The organism is Nitratireductor sp. CH_MIT9313-5, assembly GCF_037029545.1.
GTDB lineage: Bacteria > Pseudomonadota > Alphaproteobacteria > Rhizobiales > Rhizobiaceae > Chelativorans.
Genome location: NZ_JAYMER010000014.1, coordinates 99,422 through 113,432 on the forward strand (window position 1 = coordinate 99,422; position 14,011 = coordinate 113,432).

At 59.9% G+C, this 14,011-nt stretch carries 15 protein-coding genes; 9 read left to right on the forward strand and 6 right to left on the reverse strand.

The genetic code is table 11. From position 1 onward, the window contains the following. Window positions 1-7 precede the first annotated feature (7 nt). The 5 genes from WA367_RS08020 to WA367_RS08040 are packed head-to-tail and all read left to right on the forward strand — an operon-like array spanning window position 8 to window position 4,787. Entirely contained in the window at window positions 8-1,282 is a 1,275-nt protein-coding gene (locus WA367_RS08020) for a vWA domain-containing protein (RefSeq protein ID WP_336056268.1), read from the forward strand. Further along, window positions 1,269-1,607, forward strand: coding sequence for an XdhC family protein (locus tag WA367_RS08025; RefSeq protein ID WP_336056269.1), 339 nt, complete (start codon window positions 1,269-1,271; stop codon window positions 1,605-1,607). The genes WA367_RS08020 and WA367_RS08025 overlap by 14 nt, the downstream gene beginning before the upstream one ends. Then, window positions 1,608-2,315, forward strand: a complete 708-nt coding sequence (locus WA367_RS08030) for an XdhC family protein (RefSeq protein WP_336056270.1) — start codon at window positions 1,608-1,610, stop codon at window positions 2,313-2,315. Continuing rightward, a complete protein-coding gene (locus tag WA367_RS08035; RefSeq protein ID WP_336056271.1) occupies window positions 2,312-3,919 on the forward strand; it encodes a molybdopterin-binding/glycosyltransferase family 2 protein in 1,608 nt (535 codons plus the stop codon). Before WA367_RS08030 ends, WA367_RS08035 begins: the two co-directional genes overlap by 4 nt. A gap of 10 nt (window positions 3,920-3,929) precedes the next feature. Next, complete coding sequence (locus WA367_RS08040; protein WP_336056272.1) at window positions 3,930-4,787, forward strand: prolyl oligopeptidase family serine peptidase; 858 nt, start codon at window positions 3,930-3,932, stop codon at window positions 4,785-4,787. 2 nt (window positions 4,788-4,789) lie between these two features. Here the strand turns inward: WA367_RS08040 and WA367_RS08045 are convergent, their stop codons facing one another. Next, on the reverse strand, window positions 4,790-5,815 hold the full coding sequence (locus WA367_RS08045) for a DUF1176 domain-containing protein (protein ID WP_336056273.1): 1,026 nt from the start codon (window positions 5,813-5,815) through the stop codon (window positions 4,790-4,792). A gap of 201 nt (window positions 5,816-6,016) precedes the next feature. Between WA367_RS08045 and WA367_RS08050 the strand changes: the two genes are divergently transcribed. After that, on the forward strand, window positions 6,017-6,448 hold the full coding sequence (locus WA367_RS08050) for a hypothetical protein (protein WP_336056274.1): 432 nt from the start codon (window positions 6,017-6,019) through the stop codon (window positions 6,446-6,448). On the opposite strand, the gene WA367_RS08055 is transcribed toward WA367_RS08050, so the two are convergent. Beyond that, window positions 6,429-7,826 (reverse strand): MATE family efflux transporter, encoded by a 1,398-nt coding sequence (locus tag WA367_RS08055; protein ID WP_336056275.1) that lies wholly within the window; start codon window positions 7,824-7,826, stop codon window positions 6,429-6,431. The genes WA367_RS08050 and WA367_RS08055 overlap by 20 nt on opposite strands. A 241-nt stretch (window positions 7,827-8,067) precedes the next feature. On the opposite strand from WA367_RS08055, the gene WA367_RS08060 reads away from it, so the two are divergent. The 3 genes from WA367_RS08060 (at window position 8,068) to WA367_RS08070 (ending at window position 11,174) form a co-directional block, all read left to right on the forward strand. Then, window positions 8,068-9,117 carry an aldo/keto reductase gene (locus WA367_RS08060; RefSeq protein ID WP_336056276.1) on the forward strand — a complete coding sequence of 350 codons (1,050 nt, stop codon included), beginning with the start codon at window positions 8,068-8,070 and terminating at the stop codon, window positions 9,115-9,117. A gap of 134 nt (window positions 9,118-9,251) precedes the next feature. Next, window positions 9,252-10,028 (forward strand): MBL fold metallo-hydrolase, encoded by a 777-nt coding sequence (locus tag WA367_RS08065; RefSeq protein WP_336056277.1) that lies wholly within the window; start codon window positions 9,252-9,254, stop codon window positions 10,026-10,028. A gap of 159 nt (window positions 10,029-10,187) precedes the next feature. Further along, window positions 10,188-11,174 carry a glycoside hydrolase family 25 protein gene (locus tag WA367_RS08070; RefSeq protein ID WP_336056278.1) on the forward strand — a complete coding sequence of 329 codons (987 nt, stop codon included), beginning with the start codon at window positions 10,188-10,190 and terminating at the stop codon, window positions 11,172-11,174. 70 nt (window positions 11,175-11,244) lie between these two features. On the opposite strand, the gene WA367_RS08075 is transcribed toward WA367_RS08070, so the two are convergent. From WA367_RS08075 to map, 4 genes are all read right to left on the reverse strand, one after another. After that, a complete protein-coding gene (locus tag WA367_RS08075) occupies window positions 11,245-11,628 on the reverse strand; it encodes a VOC family protein (protein WP_336056279.1) in 384 nt (127 codons plus the stop codon). 2 nt (window positions 11,629-11,630) lie between these two features. Further along, entirely contained in the window at window positions 11,631-12,260 is a 630-nt protein-coding gene (locus tag WA367_RS08080) for an RNA polymerase sigma factor (RefSeq protein WP_336056280.1), read from the reverse strand. Between the two features lie 98 nt (window positions 12,261-12,358). Further along, entirely contained in the window at window positions 12,359-13,141 is a 783-nt protein-coding gene (radC, locus tag WA367_RS08085; RefSeq protein WP_336056281.1) for a RadC family protein, read from the reverse strand. A gap of 36 nt (window positions 13,142-13,177) precedes the next feature. Next, the gene (map, locus tag WA367_RS08090) at window positions 13,178-14,005 is read right to left on the reverse strand and encodes a type I methionyl aminopeptidase (RefSeq protein ID WP_336056282.1); all 828 of its coding nucleotides are present in this window, start codon (window positions 14,003-14,005) and stop codon (window positions 13,178-13,180) included. Window positions 14,006-14,011 lie beyond the last annotated feature (6 nt).

Consider the following 14,011-nt stretch of genomic DNA (forward strand, 5'->3'; position numbering starts at 1 on the left):
GGCGCGAATGGTTCCTCGCAACAAGATCGTCGAAACGGAGGAGCCGGAAGGTCGGCTAGGCGAGAATATCGTTCACTTCGCCCGCACGCTTCGAAATGCAGGGCTGAATGTGGGGCCTGCTTCCGTCACCGATGCGATCAACGCGGTATTGGCCGCCGGTATTGGCAGCCGGGACGATTTCTACTGGACACTTCATGCCGTTCTCGTGAAGCGGCATGAGGATCATGCCGTTTTCGACGAGGCGTTCCGCCTGTTCTGGCGCTCGCGCGAACTGGTGGAAAAAATGCTGGCGATGCTATCTCCCGTCGCACCGGCAGGTGCGCAGCGCGAGAAACCGCGCAGCGGCGAAAAGCGGGCAGCCGAAGCGCTGGCCAAGCCACCTGAACGTGAGCGCAAACAGGAGCCGGATACCGAGATCGAGATCGACGCGCGCTTCAGCCTGTCGGCAAGCGAGGTGCTGCGTAGCCGCGACTTTGCGCAGATGAGCGCTGACGAACTCGAACTGGCCCGCCGCGCCATGCGCAAGATGATCATGCCCCACGACCGGGTGAAGACGCGCCGCCATCAGCCTGTCGCGAGCGGTCGGCGCATGGACCCGCGGGCGATGATGCGCCAGGGCTTGCGCACCGGCGGAGACCTCATCCTGCCCCGCTTCACCGCGCCCAGAAGCGTTCAGGCGCCGCTCGTCGTGCTGGCCGATATCTCGGGGTCCATGAGCCAGTATTCGCGAATTTTCCTGCATTTCCTGCATGTCTTGAGCGAAAGACGCCGGCATGTTCACAGCTTCGTCTTCGGCACGCGGCTGACCAATCTAACGCGCCAGCTGCGCCACCGTGACCCTGACGAGGCATTGGCCGAATGCACAAAGGCGGTGGAAGACTGGTCAGGCGGTACGCGCATCGGCGAGGCGCTGCATGTCTTCAACAAGGACTGGTCGCGTCGCGTGCTGGGGCAGGGCGCAACCGTTATCCTCATGACCGACGGCCTTGAACGTGATCGCGTTGACCTGCTCGAGCGTGAGACCGAACGCCTCTCCAAATCCTGCCGCCGGTTGATCTGGGTCAATCCGCTCCTGCGTTTCGATGGTTTCGAGCCGAAGGCACGCGGGGTGCGCGCAATGCTGCCTCATATGGATGAGCTTCGGCCCGTCCACTCGCTTGAAGCCATCTCCGACCTTTGCGACGCTCTTTCAGGGAGTGATCGCAAGGCGTGGAAACACTTGGCAAATCCTCATGCACCGGCCCATACTGCAGGAACCGGAGGAGTACATGTCAGACGCTGAAAATGTGATGCAGACGCAGGACCCGCTGGCAACGGCGGAAGCCTGGATGGCATCCGGTCGTGATGTTGCTATCGCCACCGTTATCGAAACCTGGGGCTCCGCACCGCGCCCGACCGGCAGCCATCTCGTGATTGACGCTGATGGCAATTTCGCGGGTTCGGTTTCCGGCGGCTGTGTGGAAGGTGCTGTCATCGCCGAAGCCGCAGAAGTGCTGGAAACGGGAGAGCCGCGCATGCTCGAATTCGGCGTGGCTGATGAGACCGCCTGGCGCGTCGGTCTCTCCTGCGGTGGCCGTATCCGCGTTTACCTGGAGCGTCTGGGCTAGATGGATCCCTACAGCCTCAAGAAACTCAATGCCTTGCGCATGAATCGTCAAGCCGCGGTTCACGTCACCGATCTGGGTGACGGGCGCGATCGCGTGATCGAAGAAAGCGATGTGGTCGCTGGTCTTCTGGGCAAGGCGGTGCTGCGCGCCTTTCGCCAGGGCAAGGCGTTCACCGCTGAGATCGACGGGCGCACATTCTTCCTCAATCCGCATTTGCCGCCGCCACGCCTGGTGGTCATCGGTGCGGTTCATATCAGCCAGGCGCTGGCGCCCATGGCGCGGCTTTCCGGCTTCGACCTGCACATCATCGATCCACGCACGGCTTTTGCAACGCCCCACCGTTTCCCGGAAACGCGCCTGACGGACGATTGGCCCGAAACGGTACTCGCGCAGGAACCGCTTGATCCCTACACGGCAGTCGCAGCTCTCACCCATGACCCCAAGATCGATGACCATGCGCTCATAGCCGCCCTCAAGGCCGATTGTTTCTATGTGGGTGCGCTGGGGAGCCGAAAGACGCACGAAGCGCGCGTTGAGCGCCTGAAGCAGGCGGGATTGAGCGACAAGCAGATCGCCCGCATCCATGCGCCCATCGGTCTGGATATCGGAGCGGCGAACCCGGCCGAGATCGCCGTTGCCACACTGGCGCAGATCATTGAGGCTTTGCGCAAGCGAGGCCTGCAAGTGGCTGGGGCGCGCGCGGCGTGAAGTTCGGTCCACTTCCTCTGGACGAAGCTGAAGGCGCGGTGCTTGCACATACACTCACCGTGGGGCAACGCCGATGGAAAAAGGCGCACCGCCTCGACGCGGACGATATCGCGCAACTTCGCGAGGCGGGGGTGGAGGTCGTCATCGCCGCCTTGTTGGAAGATGCTGATATTTCGGAGGACGATGCTGCGCGCCTTCTGGCAGAGCCGCTGGTTTCGCAAGGAATAGAAGCACGGGCCCCATCCACCGGACGGGTGAATCTTCACGCCTGCGATGCGGGAATCCTGCGTGTGGAGCGCTCTGTGGTTGACAAGGTCAATGCCGTTGACCCCGCCGTGACGCTTGCAACACTCTCCGACTATGCAGCCGTTCAGGCTGGCCAGATGGTTGCGACGGTGAAGATAATTCCCTTCGCGGCATCGAAGCAGACGGTCTCAATCGCCATTGATGCGTTGCGGGACCGCGCGCTTACGCTGTTCCCCTTCCGCGCTCTTCGGGTCGGCCTGATCCAGACCGTGTTGCCCGGCACAAGGACCAATGTGCTGGACAAGACCACTGCCATTACTGCTGACCGCTTGGCGCGATCGCAAAGCCGGATCACTCGCGAAGCGCGTCCGGCCCACACCGAGCAGGCTCTTGCCGAGGCCATCGGCACAATGCACGCGGACAGCGATCTCATTTTGATATTTGGCGCGTCTGCGGTCTGCGACGAGGGCGATGTGCTCCCCGCAGCAATTCGTCGCGCTGGCGGAACGGTAAAACGCGTGGGAATGCCGGTCGATCCGGGCAACCTGCTTGTCTTGGGTTCGCTGGATGACAAGCACGTGCTTGGTGCACCGGGCTGCGCGCGCAGTCCCAAACTCAACGGCTTCGACTGGATCCTTGACCGGATCGCTGCGGATATCCCGGTGCGGGCGGAAGACGTTGCAGCAATGGGGGTGGGCGGCCTGTTGAGCGAGATACCCTCGCGTCCGCATCCGCGAGAAAAAGAACGCCCCAGGCATCAGGCGGCCAAGGTCCATGGGCTTCTGCTGGCAGCCGGACAATCACGCCGCATGGGCGCCGCCAACAAGCTGCTTGCCCGAATGGAGGGACAAAGCCTGGTCCGCCGCAGTGCCGAAATGCTTGAGAAAGCTACCCTTTCAGGTGTCAGCGTTGTTGTGGGTCATGAAGCCAACCGCATCCGGGACGAGTTGAAGGATCTTGCGGTGAATTTCACCGAGAACGAGCTTTACGCCTCCGGCCTTGCTTCTTCGCTAAAGGCAGGCATTCGCGTTCTGCCGACTGAAAGTGATGCCATATTGGTCATGCTCGCAGACATGCCCCGGGTGGAGACTGCGCATATCGATCTTATGGTCGATGCGTTTCGCAAGTCAGGTGGAACCGCGGTCATCCGCGCGACCCATTCCGGTAAACGTGGCAATCCGGTCATTCTTCCACGCGCGCTTTTCCCCGAGATCGAAAAGCTTGAGGGCGATACCGGTGCGCGGCACATCGTTGAAAGTACTGAATTGCCGGTCATAGATGTCGAGATCGGCAGGGCCGCGCATCTTGACCTTGATACACCCGAAGCGCTTGAAGCGGCAGGCGGAACGCTTGAATAGGGATTTTCGGATGATCTTTCGCCTGCTGGCCGGTATCCTGCTGTTCTCCTTCAGTGCCGAGGCGGCGGAAATCCGCCCATACAAGGATCAGCTCTTCGCCTATCCAGGCATCATCGAGAGCCGCGATGCGGGGGCCTATCTCGTCGTCGACTACAACGAGATGCGCGACATCAACGGGCGTGACGCCGTACCGGAGCGTCGCGCCGAGCGGCGCTATCTGGACACAGGCGTGCGTCGCCAGCAGGGCGATCTGTCATTGAAGACCAATCTCGGCACGATCCGCCATTTTGCCGTCGGCAAGCAAGCCGGTGCGCGGTTCATGGTTCTCTATCTGCACGGGCAGGGCGGCAGCCGAAAGCAGGGGGCGGATGACTTCACCTTTGGCGGCAATTTCAATCGTCTGAAGAACCTGGCAACCCGCAATGGCGGACTGTATCTCGTGCCCGATTTTACCGATTTCGCCGACCGCGGCGCAGCTGAGGTCATGGCGCTTGTTGGCCATTACGCTGCGCGCTCTCCACAGGCTCCCGTCATCATTGCATGTGGCTCCATGGGCGGAGCGCTGTGCTGGCGGCTGGCGCGCGAAGCCGATCTCGTCACCCGACTTGGCGGTTTGGTTCTGCTTGGCTCCATGTGGGATGACGGCTTTGATCACACGCCCGCATTCACGGCCAATGTGCCGGTCATGCTGGCGCATGGCAGCCGCGACCCGGTCTTTCCCGTGAGCCAGGTGGAAAAGTTCTACAAGCGGCTGAAAGCCAGGCGTCATCCCGTGCGCATGGTGCGCTTTGAAACCGGCAACCACGGCACCCCCATCCGCATGATCGATTGGCGCGACACGCTCAACTGGATGCTGGGCGGCGGCTGAGATCAGGGTCCGGTGTAATAGTCCAGCAGCAATTCCGGATTGCTTTCGCCGTCATAGGATGCATCGACCGAGAATTGCACCAGGTGAAATTCACCTTCGCGGAAAAGCCAGATCCCGCTGGATGATGCGTCACCAAGGCCGCGCCATTTCGCAAATGTGGTGATCGTCTGCTCCTGCGGATCGAACTCGGAATTCACCATCATGTCCTGAGCGCCATAGCCGGTGATGCGAATATCCTCGACATCACCCTCGGGATCGCCATTCTCGTAATCCACCACGATATCCGGAGACGCAAAACGCAGCGGCACAACACCACCCAAGTCGCTTTCGGCGAGATAGATATGGGTTTCGTTATAGGCGCCGCGATCGCAGAAGAAGCGAAACAGGCGTTTCTCGCGCTTGGGCTGATCCGCTGTATCATATGGGAGGATATAGCTGATCGTGTATTCCTCGGGCTCGACGAGCCCCTCCTCACGCGCACGCATGCAAGCCTCACCATAGACGGTGGTGAATACATCGCGCGCCTGCTGCGCAAGACTGTCCTGCTCGACCGCTTCGCCCTCAACCGCGCAATCTTCGGGAACCGCAGCGTCGAGAAATTCCGCGTCACTGGATGAAAAGCGTGTGGAACTGATCCGCATGGGTTGGAAGGCCGCGTCCTCGCCGCTGCTTGAGGTGATCGCATAGCAGCCTGCAAAAACACGTTTCGAGCCGTCTTCCTGGTGAGCCGCAATGGCTGCGGGCAGATGAACGGTCCGCTTTCCGTCCTGCTCGACCTGAACCGCGCTTCCCGTTCGCAGGTCAACGCGTGCGGTGCCTTCGAAACCTTGAGCATAGGCGTCCAGGTCTGCCGCAGGCGGCGTCTCGAAATAGGAATAGGCTCGCGCATATTCCTTTCGATTGATCGCATTGTAGAGCGACTTGACCAATGCTTCCGGCGTGGAGCGATCATCGAGATAGGGTGGGGTCTGCGCATGGGCAGTGGACATGATCGCAAGGCTGGCGAGCGAAAGGCATAGGCGTTTCATGGAGACCCCCGAATTCGCATGGTGAAGCGCTGGGGCAATCTAGCAGCTCGAATATGGCTTTCCACTGGCAGAATGGAGGAAAATCACTCTCGCGATTGCATCCAATTGCCGCCAAAGCCGTTCAACTTTCTTAAACTTCAAGACCTTAGGGTCACGCCTTGAATCAGTTCCTTCGGGAATTTCAGCAGAGGATCACCAGGCATGGCAGGCAGCGGTCCCAGTTTCGCGGATTTGCTTGATGAAATGATGGCCGAGGCAGGCCGCGAGCATGACGGTGCATCGCTGCAGCCGACGCTTGACTATCTGGCTGTTGCCGAAGAGCTGCATTCCGGGCGCATTACCATCGACACCAAGCGCGCGGCCTCCGCCTATGGCGAGTTTCTTGAGGAGAAGAAGGCAGCGCAGCCTGAGCCCGTGCCTTCCATCGAGCCCGACGATATTGCGCGCGAACTTGGTCTGAAGCAGCGAAAACGCGCCGAGGAACTTGACCGCGCTCGTCGCGAATTTGCCAAGCACAACCACCCGGACCGCGTGCCAGAGCATCTGCGCGCGCGCGCGATCATCCGCATGCAGGTGGCCAATATGCTGATCGACGAAGCCAAAAGCCGCAGGGTCAAGCCGCAAAAGGTATGAGCGCGTCCCGCTTCAGCCAGCGGCTGATGAGCAATACCGCCACGATGGCCAGGCCTGTAAACAGCCCGATCCAGATGCCGACCCCACCATATCCAAGCGGAAAGGCGAGGATAACGCCGAGCGGCAGCCCAAGCCCCCAATAGCCGATTGCCGCATAGATCATGGGCACGGTCGTATCATGGAGGCCGCGCAGCATTCCCGCTGCCACCGCCTGTGCACCATCCACGATCTGGAAAAGCGCAGCCAGCGCGAGGAAAGTCACGGCAACTGCGATCACGGCCCCATTCTCCGGATCGTTCAGATTGAGAAACGCTCCAATCAGCAGATGCGGTGCGCCATACATCAAAAGCGCCATCAGGCTCATGAAGCCGACACCCATCGCGAACGCAGTCCAGCCCGCACGGGTGATGCCCTCGGCGTTTTGAGCGCCGAAGGCACGGCCCACACGCACCGTCACCGCCTGGCTCAGACCAAGCGGCACCATGAAGGAGATCGAGGCGATCTGAATAGCGATGGCATGGGCTGCCAGTGACACGGCATCAATAAGTCCCATCAGGAATGCTGCGGCATTGAAGATGGATACTTCGAAGGTGAGGATCGCAGCCACAGGCAGGCCAAGCTTCATCAAGCCGAAGAAGCGTGGCCAGTCCGGACGCCAGAAGCGGCCGAAAAGCTGGTAGCGCCTGAAGTTCCGGTCGATCACGACAACCAGTACCAGCCCTAGAAACAGGAATGTGCTGGAAAGCGTGGTGGCAAGACCCGAACCTACAATGCCAAGCGCGGGAAAACCCCAATTGCCGAACATCAGGCAGTAATTGGCCAGCACGTTGAAGGCCACCGTGACAAAGGCAATCGTCAGTGCCCATCCCGGTCGCTCCAGCGCGGAAATGAAGGATCGCAGGACGATATAGCCGAAAAAGGGCAGGACCGCCCATTGCAGTGCGCGCACATAATCGCCAGCAAGGGCGGAGAGTTTCGGCGACTGGCCCATGGCAAGCATTACCATTTCGGTGTGCCACAGCAGAAACCATATCGGGATCGAAAGCGCGATGGAGGCCCATAGACCCTGGCGCACGGTGCGGCGCACATCTCGCAGGGAGCGTTGCTTGCGCCCGAGTGCGCTGGCCATCATCGGCGAGGTGGCCGTCAAAAGCCCGATGCCGAAGATCACCGGCAGGAAATAGAAATTGTGACCCAGCGTGCCTGCGGCAAGCGTGTCGGGGGAAAGACGGCCCATCATCATGACATCGGTCGCCGTCATGGCAGTCTGCGCGAGATTGGTCAGCACCATTGGCCAGGCGAGAACCAACATTGCCCGTGCTTCACGAATCCATGGATTGACCGGTGGCGCGCCCGCGCCCGTTGCCAGCGCCGTCATCTTTAAACTCTCATGTTCTGAGGCGACCGGAATGTGAAATTCCGAATGCGAGGGCAGGGGCCGCCAGGCTGCCGCTCTTGGTTGTAGTCATAGCTGTGGCAGAAACAAGACAAATGGCTTGAGCCAGCAGAAGGTGTACCGGGAATCGACGCTGCGACTTTGCCTTCCGCGTTTCAATGATTATATCGAGACCGTCTTTCCGCGCGCAGCTCCCTCGCGCGCCTCATCCCGGAGAAGCCTGATGGAAAAGCGCCAGCTTGGTCGCACCGACCTCCACGTCTCGAAAATCTGCCTCGGTACCATGACCTGGGGCGAACAGAACACCGAGGCCGAAGGCCATGAGCAGATGGACTACGCCCTGGAGCGTGGGATAAATTTCTTCGACACGGCCGAGCTCTATTCGATCCCGCCCAAGCCCGAGACGCAGGGCAGCACCGAAAGCATCATCGGCAGCTGGTTCAAGAAGACTGGCAAGCGCTCGGAAGTCATCCTCGCCTCCAAGGTCGTTGGACGTACGGCAAATGAGTGGTTCCGCGGTGATCGCCCGTCAAAGCTCGTGCGGGCAGACATCATGGATGCCATCGACAAGTCGCTGAAGCGCCTGCAGACCGACTATATCGATCTCTATCAGATCCATTGGCCCGAGCGTGAAATCATGTTCGGCGCCAACCCCAACCGCATGAACAAGGTGCCTGCACCGCTGGAAGACGAAACACCGATTGCCGAGACGCTGGCCGTGTTCGACGAGTTGGTGAAGGCCGGCAAGATCCGTCATCTCGGCCTCTCCAACGAAAGCACCTGGGGGCTGATGCGCTACCTCGCCGAATCCGACAGAGGCGTTGGTCCGCGCGTTCAGTCGATCCAGAATGCCTACAATTTGGTCAATCGCCTGTTCGAGGTAAACCTGGCCGAGGCCTGCACCCGCGAAGACGTGTCGCTTCTTGCCTATTCGCCGCTGGCGCAGGGCTATCTCACCGGCAAATATGACGGCGGCGCACTGCCGGAAGGTTCGCGTAAACAGTTGTTCAACCGGCTGCAGCGCTATGAGACCCCCGGCGCTCTGGAGGCGTTTGTGGCCTACAACAATCTTGCCCGCTCCTTTGGCATGACGCCCGCGCTTTTCGCCAACGCCTTTGTTACCTCGCGCTCCTTCGTCACGTCGAACATCATCGGCGCGACCACGATGGATCAGCTGAAGGAAGCAATTGATTCCGCCGACGTGACATGGACGGAGGAGATGCAGAAGGCGGTGGACGAAATCCACCAGAAGGTCGGCAATCCCTGTCCCTGAGACAGACGCTTTGGGGGAGCGGCAAAATACTTGCCGCTCCCAATCAACTTTTATTGTCGTGACATCGTCGCGCCACTTCTGGAAGATTGTCCTGCCTACGCTAGTTCACCTGCAGGATGCACCAGGAGAATTCCATGAAGCTCACCCGCAGACACACGCTCGCCCTTGGCGTTACCGCCTTCGCAGCAATCAAATTCGCACTTCCCTCCACCGCCCGCGCACAGCTCGACGGCGGAGATGCATATGCCCTTGAAGAGGGGCAGGTCACCATTCACCCGATCTCCCACGCTTCCTTTGTCATGGAGCTTCCTGATCGGGTTATCTATGTTGATCCGGTCGGCGGCGCCGCCGCCTATGAGGGCATGCCCGATGCAGACCTCATCCTCATCACCCATGAACACGGCGACCATTACGACGCGGAAACCCTTGCCACGCTCGTTGGTGAGGAAACGAGGCTGGTCACCAACCCCGCAGTCTTCGAGATGCTCGGCGAAGACATGAAGGCGCGCGCGACCTCCATGGCCAATGGTGACAGTATCGAGGTGGACGGCCTGCCGATCGAGGCCATACCAGCCTACAACATTACCGAAGAGCGGCTGAAATATCATCCCAAGGGCCGCGACAACGGCTATATCCTGACCACCGGCGGCAAGCGCATCTATATTGCGGGCGATACGGAAGACATCCCCGAAATGCGTGCGCTGGAAGACATCTACATCGCTTTCGTGCCGATGAATCTGCCCTATACGATGACCATTGATCAGGCGGCTTCCGCCGTGGCGGAGTTCCAGCCCGACCATGTCTACCCCTATCATTATCGCGACAGCGACGTGGAAGCCTTTGCCGAAAAGGTCGCGGCATCCAATGCCTCCACCAAGGTCGTTATGGGCGGCTGGTACGATAAGGCTTGAGCCCCGCCTGATATCGCGGCAGCGGAAACTTGCCTTTTCGCTGCCGCAATCCTTAAGAACTTGATTCAAACTTTATTGGTGACTCTCGCATAACAATCCCCTGCATCTGGGGGTGGATCAGATCCTGCCTCGGGTTTTTCTCGTTCCCGAAGGTTGTTCATGCGTATTCGTGCCGTCCTGAAGCCTGTTGTGCTTTCGCTTCTTCTTTCTGCTTGCGGAGCAGGGAATATTGATAGCGCGCTGGATGTGAGTTCCCCTTCTGGTGAGGTGACGGGATCGGTCCCCCGGCCTGCCGAAGCCGTCGGCACCGTGGCGCAGGAAACGATACAACACGTCACAGAGGCGGGCATGACGGCCATTGCCGAGCCGGAGAAGCTTCACACGCCCGCACTCGAGCAGGTCGCGCTTCTGAAGGCCCCGCGTCCCGAAAGCCGTCCGAAATCCGTTGGCGGGAACGTTTTTTCACCCAAATTCCGCGACGCCCACCCGATCAATTTCGGCAAGATCCAGCCTCAGCACCATGCGGTGCACGGCGTTGACGTCTCCCGCTGGCAAGGTGAGATCGATTGGGAAACGCTGCGCAGGAATGGCGCCAATTTCGCGTTCATCAAGGCCACCGACGGCATCGACCATATCGATCCAATGTTCCGGAAGAACTGGGACGGTGCAGATCGTGCAGGCATCAAGCGCGGCGCCTATCATTTCTTCTTCTGGTGCCGCACGGCGAAAGATCAGGCCGAATGGTTCATCCGCAACGTGCCCAAGGTGAAAGGCGCCCTCCCGCCTGTACTTGACGTCGAATATAATCACCAGTCGAGCTGCAAGTGGAAGCCATCGCGTGCGGAGATCATCGAGAAGATGCAGGTCTTCCTCGATCGCCTGGAGCGGCACTACGGTCAGCGCCCGATCATCTACACCGCCCCAGATTTCTACGAAGACAATCTCAAGGGCGAGTTTCCCAATCACCCGTTCTGGCTCCGTGCGGTAGCACAGCATCCCTCGAAGGTTTATCCGAACCGCGAATGGGTCTTCTGGCAGTATTCGGGTTCCGGGCTGAGCGCGGGCGTGGAGGGACGCATCGACCTCAACGTTTTCCGCGGTGACGAATCTGCCTGGTTCCGTTGGCTGAAGCAGAATGCGAGCTAGAGTGCGTATGGCGAATCACGGGGCGCTCACTCGATGCGCTTGATTGTTTGAATGCGCGCCCCTGATGGTGTCACCTTAGTGACCGCGGGAGGTCGTCCGATTGCCACAGGCCCAGACCGAAACCATCCGGGTCGAGAAAATCCGCGCTCCATCCACCTGGGGCTTCGCTGACCGGTGTTACGATGGTCACGCCACTGGCCGCGAGATCAGCGACCACATCGTCGATACCGCCGTCGTGGACAGTGAAGATGATTGCGGGGGTGTTTCCACGCACACCCTCCTGCTGAAAGAAGATCAGCTCCAGCCCGCCTTCAAGCGCACCCTGTAGCCAATAGGGCTCTGCTCCTTCCATGCGTTCAAGCTCGAGACCTAAAGTCTTGTTGTAGAATGCTTCTGTGCGCGCGATGTCGCTGACATAATAGACCAAGCTGGCGCTTTTCGGTTTGAATTTCATGATCAGGTCTCCTGGTTGGATTGCACCGCCTGTTGCCGCCGATCGGACTTTTGTGAGCCCCGTATCAAAAATAAATGGCCATCAGGATCATGACTGGCGAAGGTGCCACGCAGTCGCAACAAGGTTGGCAGCAAGGTGCCGCGAATGCGGCCATAGGCAATGTCCAGCTCAAGGCCCGGCAGTTCCGAAGGCGTTGCAAGGCCAGCCTGGATTGCCTTGCGTCTGAGCGAGACGATACGCTGGCGCAGCGTCGCATCCCGAAGCCCGAGCAGGTAAGCGATCTCCCGCCGGTTGTGGCCTGAGAGCGTGAGTGTCGCTACAGCCTTGAGCGATTTCGGCAGGGCGTTGACAAAGTTGGTGGTGTTGTTTTGCTCAACCTTCTCGTCCAGTTCGTTCAAGAACAGCCATTGGCCCTCCCGTCGGCGTCGTCTGCTTGCACTCCGGGCAAGCATCTTTGCCTGGTTGCGCACGGTGCCGGTCAGCCAACGTGCAATCTCCGGAGACTCAAATTCAGTACGTCCGGCCAGGATCGCGGCCAGGAAAGCTTCCTGCACCAGGTCATCGGCCAGACTTTTGTCGTGGCACTGGCGACGAGCAGTGGCAAGAAGTTGGGCGTAGAGGGTTGAGCGCAAGGGGGCAGATCTCGTCCGGCGTTAAGAGGCAGTGCATCTATACCGTTCTGCAGTCAGGAGATGCCACCTGCAGTTTGCATTGATGCAGGCAAACAATGCTATATCAGCTGCATGCCCTTCAGACTGGCATGCCCCTTCTTGCCGATGATGATGTGATCATGAACCGTCACGCCCAGCGGTTTGGCGGTCTCGATGATCATCTTCGTCATTTCGATATCGGCGCGCGACGGGGTGGGATCACCTGAGGGATGATTGTGCACCAGAATGATCGCGCTTGCCGATAGCTCCAGAGCCCGCCGGACGACCTCGCGCGGATAGACCGGCGTGTGATCGACCGTTCCTGTCTGCTGCTGCTCGTCGCGTATCAGCGCATTCTTGCGATCAAGAAACAGTATGCGGAACTGCTCGACCGTTTCATAGGCCATGGTCGCATGACAGTAGTCGATGACCTGGCTCCATGAGGAAAGCACCTGCCGATTGCGCACCTCCGCCTTCAGCATGCGCTGGGTGATGGCCGCAACCAGTTTCAGATCACGTGCCACGGCTTCGCCGATGCCCGGCACCTCTGTCAGCAATTGAGGAGAAGCGCCCAGCACCTCGCCGATCGTGCCGAAGCGCTCCAGCAGAGCCTTTGCCGGTGCCTTGGTGTCTGCTCGCGGAATTGAGCGGAACAAATACATTTCCAGGAGTTCGTAATCGGCAAGCGCATCTGGTCCCGCCTCGGCAAACCGCGCTCTCAGCCGGTCGCGATGGCCCTCATAATGCTTGCGTGCCCGTGCTCTTTGAGCAGAGCTGCGGCTGCGATTGGCCTTTGCCTCACCTTGACCTTCAAGAAGGGCCGGGCCCTCCGCAAAAAAGTTCCGCTCGTCACCATTGTCCATAGGACCGCCCCCGCTCGGTGTGAACGAGGGGACAGGTTACGAGGGAAGTCCGGGCCGGTCGAGTCCTTTAGGTGAAAGCGTGAAAATTTCACAACCTTCGGACGTGACGCCCACGGAGTGCTCATACTGCGCCGAAAGGGAACGGTCGCGTGTGACCGCGGTCCACCCATCCGACAGAACCTTCACATGCGGGCGACCCAGATTGATCATCGGCTCGATGGTGAAGATCATGCCCGGTCGCATCTCCACGCCCTCATTGGGGCTGCCATAGTGCAGAATATTCGGCGCGTCGTGGAAAAGCTGGCCCAGTCCGTGGCCGCAGAAATCGCGCACCACCGAGCAGCGCTCGGCTTCAGCGTAGGTCTGGATCGCATGGCCGATGGCGCCGGTGCGAGCACCGGGCTTCACCGCCTCGATGCCGCGCATGAGGCATTCATGCGTGACTTCCAGAAGCCGCTCCGCCGCGCGCTTGATGCGCCCCACGGGGTACATGCGGCTGGAATCGCCATGCCAACCGTCGAGAATGTAGGTGACATCGATATTCACGATGTCGCCTTCCTTCAACGGCTTGGCGTCGGGAATGCCATGGCAGACCACGTGGTTGATCGAGGTGCAGCTCGATTTCTTGTAGCCGCGATAGTTCAGCGTGGCAGGCACTGCGCCGTGATCGGCACCGAATTCGAAGACGAAACGGTCGATGGCTTCCGTGGTGACGCCGGGCTTCACCATGTCCACCAGCTCGTCCAGACAGCGCGCGGTAAGCTGGCAGGCCTTGCGCATGCCTTCGAACCCTTCCTCTCCATAGAGGCGGATTTGACCCGTATTGCGCAGCGGTGCTGTTTCGGCGTCGAGATAAGTGACCATTGTTGC

Coding starts and splice junctions, on each gene's coding strand:
- WA367_RS08020 (WP_336056268.1), top strand. CDS start 8: ATGGTTCCTCGCAACAAGATCGTCGAAACGGAGGAGCCGGAAGGTCGG.
- WA367_RS08060 (WP_336056276.1), top strand. CDS start 8,068: ATGGAAAAGCGCCAGCTTGGTCGCACCGACCTCCACGTCTCGAAAATC.
- WA367_RS08065 (WP_336056277.1), top strand. CDS start 9,252: ATGAAGCTCACCCGCAGACACACGCTCGCCCTTGGCGTTACCGCCTTC.
- WA367_RS08050 (WP_336056274.1), top strand. CDS start 6,017: ATGGCAGGCAGCGGTCCCAGTTTCGCGGATTTGCTTGATGAAATGATG.
- WA367_RS08075 (WP_336056279.1), bottom strand. CDS start 11,628: ATGAAATTCAAACCGAAAAGCGCCAGCTTGGTCTATTATGTCAGCGAC.
- map (WP_336056282.1), bottom strand. CDS start 14,005: ATGGTCACTTATCTCGACGCCGAAACAGCACCGCTGCGCAATACGGGT.
- WA367_RS08040 (WP_336056272.1), top strand. CDS start 3,930: ATGATCTTTCGCCTGCTGGCCGGTATCCTGCTGTTCTCCTTCAGTGCC.
- WA367_RS08025 (WP_336056269.1), top strand. CDS start 1,269: ATGTCAGACGCTGAAAATGTGATGCAGACGCAGGACCCGCTGGCAACG.
- WA367_RS08055 (WP_336056275.1), bottom strand. CDS start 7,826: ATGACGGCGCTGGCAACGGGCGCGGGCGCGCCACCGGTCAATCCATGG.
- WA367_RS08070 (WP_336056278.1), top strand. CDS start 10,188: ATGCGTATTCGTGCCGTCCTGAAGCCTGTTGTGCTTTCGCTTCTTCTT.
- WA367_RS08030 (WP_336056270.1), top strand. CDS start 1,608: ATGGATCCCTACAGCCTCAAGAAACTCAATGCCTTGCGCATGAATCGT.
- WA367_RS08045 (WP_336056273.1), bottom strand. CDS start 5,815: ATGAAACGCCTATGCCTTTCGCTCGCCAGCCTTGCGATCATGTCCACT.
- radC (WP_336056281.1), bottom strand. CDS start 13,141: ATGGACAATGGTGACGAGCGGAACTTTTTTGCGGAGGGCCCGGCCCTT.